Origin of the sequence: Steroidobacter sp., from assembly GCF_036406195.1 — a bacterium.
Classification (GTDB): Bacteria; Pseudomonadota; Gammaproteobacteria; order Steroidobacterales; family Steroidobacteraceae; genus Steroidobacter.
On the sequence record NZ_DASWVW010000061.1, the window covers coordinates 58,423 to 72,170 of the forward strand.

The window sequence follows — 13,748 nt, forward strand, 5'->3', positions numbered from 1 at the left end:
GGTGCGCCGTCCGGCCAGCGGCCTCGCCAGCGGTTAGCGGTTGGTGGCTAGCGGTTGGCCAGGAGGAGCCAGTGCCTCTGCTCGGAACCAACCGCTAACCGCCAGCCACTAGCGGTGAGTGACCTGCAGCACGCTGTTCCGGATCTGCTCGTGCAGCACCAGCTGCGCGTCGTCGGCGACCGCGGGCAGCATGTCCGTGTAAGTCAGGCGCCCCTCGGCATTCACGCCGAGCACATTGCGGGCCCGCAGCAGGTCGATGAAATTCTTGAACAGGGTCTTGTCGAAAAACTCCGGCGAGTTCAGCTCGTACAGCAGTGACATGCGCTGCGCCATGAGCTGACACTGCGACTCGAGCGCGTCCTGACTGATGCGGCCGCTGCCATGTTTCAGCAGCACCGCGATCACGAGGTAATAACGCTCGATGATCTGCACGGTGATCTGCGCCAGCATCGACAGCTGCACCGCCTCGGCCGATCCGGTCGGCGGCCGCCGCCATTGCGCGCCCGCTTCCACCGACTCGAGCAAACCGTGATTGGCCAGGTCGTCGAGCGTTTCCAGCGTGACCGCGGCGATTTCATCCTCGGTCCAGCGCAGGAACAGCTCGTCGCGCACATACGGATAGATGCGCCACATTAGACGCTGGATGTCCTCGGTGCGCATGGTGCGATTGTTCAGAAAGCAACATGCGATCAGCGACGGCATCGCCATCAGGTGCAGTACGTTGTTGCGGAAGTAGGTCATGAGCACGGAGTTCTCCTCCGTCATCTTCATGACATCGCCGAGCGGATGTTTCAGGCGCTGGATCACGCCCATGCGTTCGCCATGCCGCACGATGGACGCGCCGTCATGATCCGTGACCCAGGTCAGGGGCGAGTACGGTGCCTGGCGCAGCAGCGAAGCGAGCAACTCGAACTGCCGTGCCAGATCGCTTTCCAGCATCGACTGCTTGGGTGTCGCCAGCAGCGCGGTTGCAATCAGGTTCATCGGCGCCACGCATGCCGCATTGTTGATGTTGACCATGATGCGCGTCGCGAGCTCATCGACGGCCGCGGACAGCCAGGGCGGCCGCTCCATCTTCTCGAGCGCGCGACGATTCTCCGGATCGTGACGCTTCAAGACCTCGTCGAGATGAATCGCCTCGCCGAAGCTCACGTGCACCTTGCCGAAGTGCTTGCGCAACGCCGGCAGGGCTCGCAGCATGGTAAAGATCGACTCCTTTTCCTTCGGCTTGCCGAGCATCTCGTTGACGTACGTCTTGCCTTCGATCAGGCGCTCGTAGCCGAAGTACACCGGCAGGAACACCACCGGCCGGCGCGGGTCGCGCAAGTAACTGCGCAAGGTCATCGACAGCATGCCGGTCTTGGGTTGCAACAAGCGGCCGGTGCGGCTGCGCCCGCCCTCGATGAAATATTCGATGGAATGGCCGCGCGCCATCATCAGGCCCAGGTACTTCATGAACACCATGGTGTAGAGCGCATTGCCCTTGAAGCTGCGGCGCATGAAGAATGCGCCACCCATGCGCAGGAAGCGCCCGACGCCCGCCATGTTCAAGTTGATGCCCGCGGCGATGTGCGGGATGGCGTATCCCTTGTAATAGATGACGTAGCTCAACAGCAGGTAGTCGATGTGACTGCGATGACACGGCACGTAGACCACTTCGTTGCCGTCGATCACCTTCTGCAGCTGTTCGACGTGATGCAGCTCCACACCGTCATACAGGCGCGTCCAGAACCAGCTCAACGCTTTGGCCATGAACGCGACGAAGATGTGCGAATAGTTGGCGGCAATCTCCCACACGTAATCCTGGGCGAGCTTCAGCGCCTCGCGCCGCGAGATCTTCTTCGAGCGCATCTCGTCGGCCATGGCGCGGCGGACGGCGGCGGCACGCAGCACTTGCGTCGCCATGGTTCGTCGATGTGACAGGTCCGGCCCGATGGTCGCCGCCCGCTGGCGTCCGAGCGCGAGCCGTAAAGAGCGAGTGAGACGTCGAACGGCTCGCGACTTGTCCGTGCCCTCGTTCACCGCCGCGCGCAGCGACATGGGCTCGCCGAACTGAACGAACAAATTGCGTCCATTCACCAGCAGCGACAGCAAGCGACGGAAGCGGCCCACGCGCTCCCAGTTCTCGGACAGCAGAATACGCAACCAGGAATCTTTACGATCCGGCGCGCGCCCCCACAGCACCGTCACCGGAACCAGATCGACGTCGAGCGTCGGATCGTCGAAGGCGGCGGCAACCAGCGAGCGCATCGACTCTGAAATGCGATAGTCGGTGCGATCGCCCCAGAAGCCGGCGCGCCGCTCCAGAAACAGCACGGATTGCGATGGCAGCGGCTTCTTCAAAGCCTCCATGGGCGCGGGCAAGCCGTGCGCGGCACAGACCTTTTCCAACACGACCAGATCCGCGACCGCAGACTCATTCAACACATAGCAGATCGGCCGCTCACGCTGTGCGTAGCGGGTCCGCAGGTCCTCCGGCAGCACGTGCGGACGTGCCCACACGGAAATGGGCGCGCGCAGCAAGGGCAACCAGAGTCTGTCGAATCCGGAAAGTTCGGCCATCGCTAGCTTCGCGAACGCTACTCGGCGCTCGCGTTCTCGTTCTGTTCCAGCGTCCGGTCGAGCGCTTCCTTGTGTTCTTGCGCGATGCCTTCGACGGCACGCGCCTTGTCCATGGTGCCCACCATGTCGCCGAACGCGGTGTCCTCGACGGGCGGAGGGTTGCTCGGTTGCTGTCCGGAGCCGCATGCGGCAAGCACCGAGGCGACAATCATGAACGCCGCGCCCCGCATCGCCACTCGCGCGAGCGCCACGTTCGCGATCAATGGGGCGTTTGCCTTCCTGATCTCATCGGTCATGTGAAACTCCTGTCGCGACCCACCCTGCTAAATAGTATCAGGAGCAGCCCTGCTCCAGCCGCGCATTCAGTCAACGCTGGCGTCAGGCCGGCGCGAGCGTCCGGCGCAGGAAATGGTCGAGCAGCGCGCACACATCGGTGATGTTCGCCGTCAGCCGATGATCCGAATCTAGAATATGCAGCGCGCACTTGTATTGCCGCGCGTAGCGAATGCTGTTCTCCACTGGCACGATGTCGTCGTTCCAGCCGTGCACGATGTCCACCGGACAGGCCGGCGGCGCCGGTGTGTACTTCTCATAGCCGGGCATGAAGAACGCCGGCGCCAGCAGGAACAGTCCTCGCGTCGGCACCTGCGTCGACACCGTCGTGCAGACGTGCGCCCCGAGACTCGAGCCCACCAACAGCAACTGCCCCGGCAGCTTCCTGCAAACCTCGAGCAGCCTCTCGACCCGCAGCACCGGATCGGCCATGCCGCGATAGTCCACCGATTCGACACTCAAGCCATGGCGCTTGGCCACCTCGGCCATGGCGACGATCTTCGTTCCCCACGGCTCGCCCTCCTGGCCATGGGAGAACACGATGTATTGCTGGCTCACTCGAACAGCTCTCCGGGATCGTTCGTGACCGGGCCCTGGTCCGCCGCAACGGGCGCGGGCCGCGCATTGAAATCGAAGCGCTTGGGATCGGCGAGGTGCGATGGCACCACGTTGCGCAAGCTGGAGAAGATCGACTCGGTACGGCCGGGATATTGCCGCTCCCACTCGCGCAGCATCTTCTTGATCTCGACCCGCTGCATGTTTTCTTGCGAGCCGCACAACGAGCACGGAATCAGCGGAAATTCGCGAGCGCGCGCATAACGCTCGATCTCCGCCTCGGGAACGTATGCGAGCGGCCGAATCACGATGTGACGGCCGTCTTCCGAATGCAGCTTGGGCGGCATGGCCTTGAGCTTGCCGCCGAAGAACATGTTCAGGAACAGCGTCTCGACGATGTCATCGCGATGATGACCGAGCGCGATCTTGGTGACGCCGTTATCGGCCGCGTATCTGTACAAGGCGCCACGCCGCAGCCGCGAGCACAGACCGCACATGGTCCTGCCCTCGGGAATGACGCGCTTGACCACGCTGTAAGTGTCCTGCTCGATGATGTGGAACGGCACGCCGAGCGATTTCAGATAGTCGGGCAACACATGCTCGGGAAAGCCCGGCTGCTTCTGATCCAGGTTCACCGCGATCAGCTCGAAGTCCACCGGCGCGCTGCGCTGGAGCGACAGCAAGATGTCGAGCAGCGTGTACGAATCCTTGCCGCCCGACAGGCACACCATCACCTTGTCGCCCGCCTCGATCATGCGGAAGTCTTCGATGGCCTTGCCGGCGAGGCCGCGCAGCCGTGCTTGCAGGCGCTTGAAGTTGTTCGAATAGTCGGGGACGGCGGACATGCTCAGGCTTCCAGGTACTTGCCTTCGATATAGCGCAGCCAGGCGGCGGCGGACAGCGTTTTGCCGGTGGCGTTGCGAATCAGCTCCGGCGTGCCGACGCTGGCGGCCAGCGAATGCACATTCTGCCGCAGCCAGTCGAACAATCCGGCGAACTGGCCCGCGGCGATCTCTTCGTCGAGCTGCGGGCGCTCCGAACGCAGGCTCTCATACAACTGGCCGGCGATCACGGCGCCGATCGCGTAGGACGGAAAGTAACCGAACGAGCCCACCGCCCAATGCACGTCCTGCAGGCAGCCTTCGGCGTCGTTGGCCGGACGCACGCCGAGGCGATCGGACAGGCGCGTATTCCACGCTTCCGGCAAGTCGCGGATCTTCAGCTCGCCCTTCAGGATCTCCCGCTCCAGCTCATAGCGCAGCAGGATGTGCACGGGATAGGTGACTTCATCGGCGTCGACGCGGATCGAGCTGCGACGGACCCGCACCAGCAAGCGGTACAGATTCTCCACTTCCCATTCCAGCCCGGTGACCCCGAACGTCTTTTCCATCAGCGGCTTCAAATAGCTCAGGAACGGACGGTTGCGGCAGATGAGCATTTCCAGCAGCAGCGACTGGCTTTCCTGCATGGCCATGCCGCGATCGCGGCCGACCGGCTGGCCGCGCCAGGCCTCCGGCAAACCGACGTCATACATGGCGTGTCCGGTCTCGTGCAGGACTCCCATCAGGCCGGTCAGTGGCTCCGCGGGATTGAAGCGCGCGGTGATGCGGATGTCGCCGGGGACGCCGCCGGTGAAGGGATGCTCGCTCTCGTCCAGGCGGCCGCGATCGAAGGGGAAGCCCATGGTCTTCATCAGCTCGATCGCCAGGTGGCGCTGTTTGCTGGCGGCAAAGCGGCCAGTGATCTCCAGCGGTGCATGCTTGGCCTGGCACTCGATGGCGTCCTGGATCAGACCCGGCAGGCGCCGGCCCAGCGTAGTGAAAATCGCGTCGATCTCCGCCGTGGTCATGCCCGGACTGAACTCGTCCAGCAGGGCGTCATAGGGATCGAGCTTCAGCGCCTTGCCCAGCAGCTCGGCCTTGTTGCGCACCAGGTTCGCGACCTCTTCCAGATGCGGCGCGAACAGGGCGAAGTCGCTTTTCTGACGCGCCTCGATCCATTTGATCTCGGCGCGCGAAGTGGCCTTGGCGAGTCGAGACACCAGGTTCTGGGGAGTGGCGATGGCGTGATCGCGCTGCCGGCGCATCTCCTTGAGGTTGGCCCGCTGCCAGTCCTCCAGGCCTTGCTGATTGGCTTCGGCCCGGTCCAGGAGGCGCGACACCCGAGGCGAGGCCACCAGCGAATGAGACTCGGTCTCGAGGACCGCCAGCTGTTCGCCACGCAGTTCGGAGCTGCCCCGCGGCATCATCACCGCGGAATCCCAGCGCAACAGGCTGGCGGCACTGCGGAAGGCGTGCACACGTCTGAATTCCTGTTCGAGTTGCTGATAAGGCGTAAGAGCCATGGGTGCGGTCCGAGGAAATCGCCCGACCGGCGGCGGGCCGGCCAAAGTCGCCATTCTATCAATCCGCGCCCGGTGGCCACTTTGTCGATGAAGAGCGGTCTTTGGCGGCCTGCCGCGGGTGTCCGCGCATGCCGACGGATCAGTTAATTTTCCTAACTAATGCGACAAGCCAAGCCTGCTACAACGCGGCAATGGCGCGGATCATCATTCCAAAATTGTATTTCCGAATTACAAAATATTTAGGGAACGAGGGGCCGGTGCCGTGGTCTCATATCGTGTCCTCCTGCGAGAGCGGTTGCGAACTGCTCTGGGACACGAGCCGGTATGTGTTGCAGCCTACCGGCTCATTTTTTTTCGGATCCGGGCATCCTGCCCGAGTGCGAGCTGGCAAAGAGGCGGCGAAGCCGCCAAAAAATCCACGTGGCGGCGCTATGCCTCGGAGTCGCGCGGCGTCGGCAGCGCTTTGTTCGGGGTAGCGCGCAGGCGCTCGATCATCTGGCTGATGTACTCCGGCGACTGGGTGTTCCGCGCGACGAACGTATAGACGACCGGCACCACATACAACGTCAGCAACAACGAGAACGTCACGCCATACACGATCACCGATCCGATGGTGCTGCGACTTTCCGCGCCAGCGCCCGAAGCCAGGAGCAGCGGCACCGCGCCGAACACGGTACACAAGCTGGTCATCAACACGGGCCGCAGGCGAATTGCCGAAGACTCGACAATCGATTCGTAGAGCTCGACGCCGCGATCGCGCAGCTGGTTGGCGAACTCCACGATCAGGATGCCGTTCTTGGCCGCCAATCCGATCAGCATGATGCAACCGATCTGGCTGTACACATTGATCGAGCGATCCGTGAGCCATAGACCCAGCAGCGCGCCGGCCACCGCCAGGGGCACCGTCATCATGATGATCATTGGATGCCGGAAGCTCTCGAACTGCGCCGCCAGCACCAGGAACACGATCACCAGCGCCAGCGCGAAGGTCACGTATAGCGCGTCGCCCGAGCGCTTGAATTCGCGCGACTCGCCGTCGTAGTTGATCACGGCGTGCGCCGGCAACTCCGTGCGAATCAGGTCCTCCATGTACTCCAGCGCCTCGCCGAGCGAATAGCCCGGCGTGAGATTGGCGGACAACGTGATCGAGCGCAGCCGGTTGAACCGCCTCAGCTCGACCGGACCGGCCACTTCCTCGATGGTGACCAGGTTGGACAGGGGCACCAGCTGACGGGTGGTCGCCGAGCGCACATAGATGTTGGTCAGGTCGCTGGTGGTGGCGCGATCGGTATCCTTGGCCTGCAGGATGACGTTGTATTCCTCGCCACGATCCAGATAGGTCGTGACGATGCGCGAGCCCATCATTGTCTCCAACGTGCGGCCCACGGCAGTGAGCGACACGCCGAGATCGCCGGCGCGATTGCGATCCACCTGGACGCGGATCTGCGGCTTGCGAGCATGGAAATCCGATTCCAGGTTGGTGAGTCCGGGATTCTCCGCCGCCTTGGCAAGCACGATGTCTCGCCAGCGCGCCAGCTCCTCGTAGTCGCTGCCGCCCAGCACCACCTGCACCGGAATCCCCGAGCCGCGAATGCCCAATCCGGCCGGCGTGCCGACGCTGACGTTCACACCCACCAGGTCGGAAAGTCGCTGGCGCAGGCGAGCCGCGATCTGTTGTGCCGATTCGCTGCGCTCGCCCCATTCGGTGAGATTGAGAGAAACGAAACCGGAGTTGACGTCGCTGCCGCCGCCGAAGTTGCCGCTGCGGGTATTGAAGCGATGCACGTTGCCACGCTCGACTTCTTCGAGCGCCACTGCCTCGACCTGACGCAGATATCGATCCAGATACTGCAAGCTGGCGCCTTCAGGCGCGGTGACTCTGATGAAGGCACGCTGGCGGTCTTCGGTGGGCGTGTATTCGGACGGCAGATCCTGGAACAACACGAACATGAGCCCCACTGCCAGTGCACCCACCGCGATGACGACCGCCGGTGCGGCAAGCGCACGCCGCAAGCTGCGCTCGTATGCGTTGGACAACCATTGAAAGAACCGGTCGACCGCATGCGCCACGCGGCCACGCACGACGCCACCGGCAAAGATCTTGGAGCACATCATCGGCACCAGCGTCAGCGACACCAGGGCCGAAATGGCGATGGCCGCCGCCATGGTGATGCCGAACTCGCCGAACAGCCGGCCGACGTTGCCCGGAATGAACGAGATCGGCACGAACACCGCCATCAATACCAACGTGGTCGCAATGACCGCGAAGCCGATCTCGCGGCTGCCATCGACGGCCGCGAGCAACGGCGCTTCGCCCAGCTCCATGCGACGCACGATGTTCTCGAGCACCACGATCGCGTCATCGACCACCAGGCCGATGGCGAGCACCGCGCCGAGCAATGTCAGCACGTTGACCGAGAAGCCGGCAATCGCCATGACGATGCACGCCGAAATGATGGCCACCGGAATCGTCACCGCCGGGATGAGGGTGGCGCGCACGGTGCCGAGGAACAGATAGATCACGATCAGCACCAGCAACAGCGCGACCACCAGCGCATGCTCGACTTCATAGATCGATTTGCTGACGAACACCGAGTCGTCGATGCTGATATCGAGCGTCAGATCGCCCGGCAGGGTTTGTTGCATTTCGCCGATTTCGGCTTGCACGCCCTTGGCAACGTCGAGCACGTTGGCAGTGGACTGAGGGACGATGCCGAGACTCACGCCCGACTTGCCATCCGTGCGCGCCAGTGAACGCAAGTCCTCCGCGGCGACTTCGATCTTCGCCACTTCGCCGAGCCGCACCAGATAACCGTCGCCGCCGCGACCTATCACCAGCTGGCGAAAGTCTTCGGGCGTGCGAAAGCCGGTGTCGGTGCGCAAAGTGAACTCACGTTCCAGCGATTCGATGCGACCGGCCGGCAGCTCGACATTTTCCTGCAGCAGCGTATCTTCGACATCCTGCACGGTCAGCTGACGCGCAGCCAGCAACTTGCGATCCAGCCACACCCGCATTGCGTAGCGCCGCTCGCCGCCGATGCGCACAGTCGCAACGCCTGGCACCACCGACAGCCGATCGACGAGGTAGCGATCTGCGTAGTCAGTCAGCTCCAGCTGCGAGCGCGTGGCGCTGGTCAACGCCAGCCACAGCACCGGCTCGGAGGATGTATCGACCTTCGCGATCTGCGGCTGATCGGCTTCGTCAGGCAACTGACGGACCACGCGCGCCACGCGATCGCGCACATCGTTGGCCGCCGATTCGATGTCGCGATCCAAAGCGAACTCGATGGCGATGCGCGAGCGCTCGTCGAAGCTCGAGGATCGTAACGTCTCGACCCCTTCCAGCCCGGCGATCTGATTCTCGATCACCTGAGTGATCTTCGATTCGACCACCGCGGCGGAGGCGCCTCGATACACCGTGTCGATACTGACCACGGGTGGCTGCACGTTGGGCGTTTCGCGCACCGTGAGCCGGCTCAATGCCATGACGCCGATGATGGTCAGCAACATGCTGACCACCATCGCGAATACCGGACGGCGGACCGAGATATCGGAAAGAATCATGAGACAGCCTGTGCGCCAGGCTCGCCGTCGCGCACCGCCACTGCAGTGCCATCGTGCAAGCTGAGTGTGCCGTCGATGACGACGAAGTCTGTCTCAGTCACGCCCTCGAGAATCTCCACCTCGCCGGGACGACGGCGCCCGAGTGTGACTTCACGCTTGTGTGCGCGACCGTCTGCGACAACGAAAACGAACTGCTTTGTGTCCTCGGGAACGATGGCGCTCTCGGGCAGCATCAGCGCCTTGCCCGCCGAGCGCTCGAGCTTCAGCGTCATGAACATGCCGGGGCGCAGGCGGTTGTTGCGATTGTCGATCAACGCGCGCACGACCACGGCCCGCGTGGTCGGGTCGACGCGAGTGTCCACGCTGTCCACCCGCCCCTTGAATGTCATGTCGGGATACGCGCTGCTCTGCGCCTCGATGGTCAGGCCCGGCTCGAGCTTGGCAAGAAACAATTCCGGCACGGCGAAGTCGAGCTTGACCACGCTCAGATCGTCGAGCGTGGTGATCACAGCGCCCGGGCTGACCAATCCGCCCAGACTCACATTGCGCAGCCCGACGCGGCCATTGAAAGGCGCGGTGATGATCCGATCGTTGAGCCGGGAGCGGGCCGCGGCAACGCGGGCCTGATTGGCGAGCATGGTGGCTTCGAGCTGATCCAGCTGTGCTTCCGACAACGCCCGGGTCTGAAACAGCTCCTGGCTGCGCTTGTACTGGCTGCGGCTGTCACGCTCGGCCGCTTCGGCGGCGGCCAGATCGGCGCGCGCCTCCTGGTTGTCCAGCTCGACCAGGACGTCGCCCCTCTTGACCTGTTTGCCTTCCTCGAAATGAATGGCGGCAACGCGATCGGCCACCTTGGAAGTGATATCGACGGATTCCTTGGCCCGCACCGTGCCGAGCGCTTCGACCTGGAGCGGGAAATCCTTGAACGCAGGGCGCGCGGCCACGACCGGCACTGCGCGCGCCACGCCGGCTCGGACGCCGTCCGGCGCCTGGCGCCGGTCAGATCCGGCGCCGCCGAAGTAGTACCAGGCACTGGCGCCGAGCACGACCGCCAATGCCACAGCCACGATATTGCGATTCACAGTCCCGCCATGCAAACAGGAGAAAGTGGATCATTCTCCCAGCTGCATCGCGGCTTGTCTGTGCAATGGTTATGCGAAATTGATACTGGCTCGGGTCGTCCGTGCAAAGAATTCCTGATTCATTGGCCCGCGCCCGAGACTGCGAATTGCAGCCTGTGGCGCGGGCCTGTTTGTCAGTGGGCCAGCTGACAGAAATGTCAGATAACGGTGCCGGGCTCGGCGTCCGAGGCGTCTGGAATGCCTTCGAACAACGGCGTCGACAGATAGCGCTCGGCGGTATCGGGCAGCATCGCGAGAATGACGGAGCCCTGCGGCGCCTTCTGCGCGACCTTCAACGCCGCGGCGACCGTGCCCCCCGAAGAGATGCCGCAGAAGATGCCTTCCTTCGCCGCCAGCTGCCGCGACGTTTGCAACGCCTCGTCGTCGGTCACTGGCAGAATTTCGTCGGCCACCTCGCGGTTGAGCACGGCGGGCACGAAATCGGGCGTCCAGCCCTGGATCTTGTGCGGCTTGAACTCGCCACCGGAGAGCAGCGAAGCGCCGGCCGGCTCGGTCGCGATGATGCGCACATCGGGCCGCGCCTTCTTGATCATCTCGCCCGCACCCGTCAGCGTGCCGCCGGTGCCCCAGCCCGATACCCAGAAGTCCAGCCGGCGGCCGGCGAAATCACTGAGAATTTCCGGACCAGTGGTGTTGCGGTGGTATTCGGGATTGGCCTGGTTTTCGAACTGCCGCGCCAGGAACCAACCGTGCTTGTCGGCCAGTTCCTGCGCCTTGCGCACCATGCCGGTGCCACGCTCGGCGGCCGGCGTGAGAATCACTTTGGCGCCCAGCAGCCGCATGATCTTGCGACGCTCGACCGAGAAACTCTCGGCCATGACCGCGACGAACGGATAGCCCTTGGCCGCGCACACCATCGCGAGCGCGATGCCGGTGTTGCCGGAGGTGGCTTCCACCACTGTCTGGCCAGGCTTCAGCGTGCCGCGCCGCTCGGCATCTTCGATGATGGCGATGGCCAGCCGATCCTTCACCGAGGACATCGGATTGAAGAACTCGCACTTGACGTACAGCGTCACATGCGCCGGTGCCAGCCGGTTGATTTTGACGATGGGGGTGCGGCCGATGGTGCCGAGGATGTTTTCGTAGATCATGGCTGAAACTACTGCTTTTTTTGAAGGGGGACGGCAGATTGCGCGCGGTCTCGTGGCCCGTCAATCTCCCTTTCGCATGTATCGATTCCCTAACTTTTTGGCCCTGACTTTAGGTGGCTAACTCGCATCGCGCTGGCGCAGCCAGCCGGCGATCTTGTCGGGGATCTGCCGCTGTGCGGTGCCGCTCACGTAGATGCCGATGTGACCGCCTTGAAACTCGTGCGTGCTGTAGTCCGGGCTGCCGGTCAGCTGCGCCAGGGGCTTGCTGCTCGACGGCGGCACCAGGTGATCCTGCAATGCGTAGATGTTCAGCAACGGCACGTCGATCCGTTTCAGGTCCACCCGGCGTCCGCCCACCTCCAACGTGCCCTTCACCAGGCGGTTCTGCTGGATGAACAGCGTCAGGAACTGGCGAAACATTTCGCCGGCCTGATCCGGGCTGTCGAAGATCCACTTTTCCATGCGCAGGAAATTCTCCAGCGCCGCCGCGCTGTTGTTCGGATCGTTGAGCTGATGCAACAGGTCGACGTACTTCTGGCTGTTCAAGCGGAACGGCATCAGGCTGACGAACAAGGCATTGAGCGCGTCGCCGGAGACATTGCCGGTGGCGGCCACCAGCGCGTCCACATCGACATGCTTCGCCCATTTGGTCAGCAGATTGTCCGGCGTGTGGAAATCCACCGGCGTGACCATCGTGATGAAATTGCGCAGTCGCCCCGGATGCAATGCCGCGTAACACAAGCTCATGGTGCCGCCCTGGCACACACCGAGCAGATTGATCCGGTCATGGCCGCTGTGCTTGCGCACGAAGTCCACGCAATGCGGCAGGTAGCGCAACACATAGTCTTCCAGCGCGAGATAGCGATCGGCGCCGTCGGGATAGCCCCAATCGATCAGATAGACATCGACGCCCCGTTGCAGCAGACCGCGAATCAACGAGCGGTCGGTCTGCAGATCCATCATGTAAGGACGATTGACCAGCGCGTAGCAGATCAGCACCGGCGTGCGCACGCGCAAATCGGGAGCCACCACTTCCGAGGCGCGATAGCGATACAGTGTGACTTTGTCTTCTGAGAAAACCGCGTCTTTCGCCGAGCAGCCGACGGTGACCTCGCCAGCATTGGCAAGCGCCGCGAGACCTTGCGACATGCTCCGCATGAAGTCGCTGGCGACGGCGGCCAGTTCGGCAGAGCCGGGAGTGACTTCGCTCATGATCGTTCCTCGCCGCGCGCTTCGGCCAGCTGCGCCTCCAACGCAGCGACTCGCTGGCGCAGCTCGCGCATCTGCTTATGTACCGTGTTCAACTCGGATCGCGTCGGCAAGTCGTATTGCTTCAGCACGCGCTCCAGCAACGCCTGTTGCCGGGCACGCAAGCGAACAGCTGCATTGCCCAGCTGCGCCTGCAGCTTGCAATACGACTCGCTGTGCGCCACTTGCGCAAAGACCTTCTCGCCACACTCCACCCAGAGATTGTAGAGCTCACGATAGTCTTCGATGCCCGGCACCGCGCCCGCATCTGCCTGCTGCGCCTTGCGCTCGCGAATGAGCGCTTCGAGCATGGTGAGCGCGTCGGTCTGCACCTTGGCCCACACGGTTCGCACTTCTTGTTCGAGGTGCTGATATTCCGCTTGCGCGGCGAGCAACTCGCGCCACGCCTCGGTCTGCTCACGAGCCAGGCCCATTGCCGGCAATCGCGAAATCAGATCGGCGAACTGTTGCGTAGCGCCCTCGCCGGCCGCAGCCGCTCCAGTCCAGGCGCCCTGCCATGCGTTCAGCATGTCCTCGCCGAACTTCAATGGCGGCTCGCCGGCGGCGGCGCCGGCCGCGCGTTGCTGCGCGAATTGCTGCCAGCCTTGCAGATACGCCTGGCCCGCTTCGAGCCATCGCATGCCGATGTCGCGCATCTGATCCGAAAAACTGTCGGTCTGGGTACTGCCGCCGCCCGCGGCCACGCCGGCGCCTGGCTTGCCCGCCCGGCGCAATTGCTCCCGCTGCTGCTCGATCCAGGCCTGGATCCAGTCGGATCCGTCGTTTTTCGACTCTATCATTGCCGCTTCTCGCCCTTGCCCGCCGGCATTATTGCCTCAGGGCGGGCGGCATTATCGCCTGAGCGGCGCACAATCGGCGGCATCTGAGTGCGCGCAGTGCCGGCTTCGG

10 protein-coding genes are annotated in these 13,748 nt (G+C 63.4%); all 10 read right to left on the reverse strand.

Annotated elements, in window-relative coordinates; all coding sequences use genetic code 11:
- Window positions 1-108: 108 nt before the first annotated feature.
- Entirely contained in the window at window positions 109-2,562 is a 2,454-nt protein-coding gene (plsB, locus tag VGE08_RS23960) for a glycerol-3-phosphate 1-O-acyltransferase PlsB (RefSeq protein WP_331070456.1), read from the reverse strand.
- Window positions 2,563-2,579: 17 nt separating this feature from the next.
- The gene (locus tag VGE08_RS23965; protein ID WP_331070457.1) at window positions 2,580-2,858 is read right to left on the reverse strand and encodes a hypothetical protein; all 279 of its coding nucleotides are present in this window, start codon (window positions 2,856-2,858) and stop codon (window positions 2,580-2,582) included.
- 82 nt (window positions 2,859-2,940) lie between these two features.
- A complete protein-coding gene (locus VGE08_RS23970; protein WP_331070458.1) occupies window positions 2,941-3,453 on the reverse strand; it encodes an alpha/beta hydrolase in 513 nt (170 codons plus the stop codon).
- Entirely contained in the window at window positions 3,450-4,295 is an 846-nt protein-coding gene (ttcA, locus tag VGE08_RS23975; RefSeq protein WP_331070459.1) for a tRNA 2-thiocytidine(32) synthetase TtcA, read from the reverse strand. Before ttcA ends, VGE08_RS23970 begins: the two co-directional genes overlap by 4 nt.
- 2 nt (window positions 4,296-4,297) lie before the next feature.
- The gene (locus tag VGE08_RS23980) at window positions 4,298-5,794 is read right to left on the reverse strand and encodes a carboxypeptidase M32 (RefSeq protein WP_331070460.1); all 1,497 of its coding nucleotides are present in this window, start codon (window positions 5,792-5,794) and stop codon (window positions 4,298-4,300) included.
- Between the two features lie 429 nt (window positions 5,795-6,223).
- Window positions 6,224-9,358, reverse strand: coding sequence for an efflux RND transporter permease subunit (locus VGE08_RS23985; protein ID WP_331070461.1), 3,135 nt, complete (start codon window positions 9,356-9,358; stop codon window positions 6,224-6,226).
- A complete protein-coding gene (locus VGE08_RS23990) occupies window positions 9,355-10,440 on the reverse strand; it encodes an efflux RND transporter periplasmic adaptor subunit (RefSeq protein ID WP_331070462.1) in 1,086 nt (361 codons plus the stop codon). The genes VGE08_RS23985 and VGE08_RS23990 overlap by 4 nt, the downstream gene beginning before the upstream one ends.
- A 197-nt stretch (window positions 10,441-10,637) precedes the next feature.
- Window positions 10,638-11,591, reverse strand: coding sequence for a cysteine synthase A (cysK, locus tag VGE08_RS23995; RefSeq protein WP_331070463.1), 954 nt, complete (start codon window positions 11,589-11,591; stop codon window positions 10,638-10,640).
- Between the two features lie 117 nt (window positions 11,592-11,708).
- Window positions 11,709-12,803, reverse strand: a complete 1,095-nt coding sequence (gene phaC / locus VGE08_RS24000; RefSeq protein WP_331070464.1) for a class III poly(R)-hydroxyalkanoic acid synthase subunit PhaC — start codon at window positions 12,801-12,803, stop codon at window positions 11,709-11,711.
- Window positions 12,800-13,639: a poly(R)-hydroxyalkanoic acid synthase subunit PhaE gene (locus VGE08_RS24005; protein ID WP_331070465.1), complete on the reverse strand. Its 840-nt coding sequence runs from the start codon at window positions 13,637-13,639 to the stop codon at window positions 12,800-12,802. Before VGE08_RS24005 ends, phaC begins: the two co-directional genes overlap by 4 nt.
- Between the last annotated feature and the right edge of the window lie 109 nt (window positions 13,640-13,748).

Bases quoted from the DNA above. Each gene is read 5' to 3' on its own strand.
- VGE08_RS23965 (WP_331070457.1), bottom strand. From the start codon at position 2,858: ATGACCGATGAGATCAGGAAGGCAAACGCCCCATTGATCGCGAACGTG.
- VGE08_RS23980 (WP_331070460.1), bottom strand. From the start codon at position 5,794: ATGGCTCTTACGCCTTATCAGCAACTCGAACAGGAATTCAGACGTGTG.
- ttcA (WP_331070459.1), bottom strand. From the start codon at position 4,295: ATGTCCGCCGTCCCCGACTATTCGAACAACTTCAAGCGCCTGCAAGCA.
- VGE08_RS23985 (WP_331070461.1), bottom strand. From the start codon at position 9,358: ATGATTCTTTCCGATATCTCGGTCCGCCGTCCGGTATTCGCGATGGTG.
- phaC (WP_331070464.1), bottom strand. From the start codon at position 12,803: ATGAGCGAAGTCACTCCCGGCTCTGCCGAACTGGCCGCCGTCGCCAGC.
- plsB (WP_331070456.1), bottom strand. From the start codon at position 2,562: ATGGCCGAACTTTCCGGATTCGACAGACTCTGGTTGCCCTTGCTGCGC.
- cysK (WP_331070463.1), bottom strand. From the start codon at position 11,591: ATGATCTACGAAAACATCCTCGGCACCATCGGCCGCACCCCCATCGTC.
- VGE08_RS24005 (WP_331070465.1), bottom strand. From the start codon at position 13,639: ATGATAGAGTCGAAAAACGACGGATCCGACTGGATCCAGGCCTGGATC.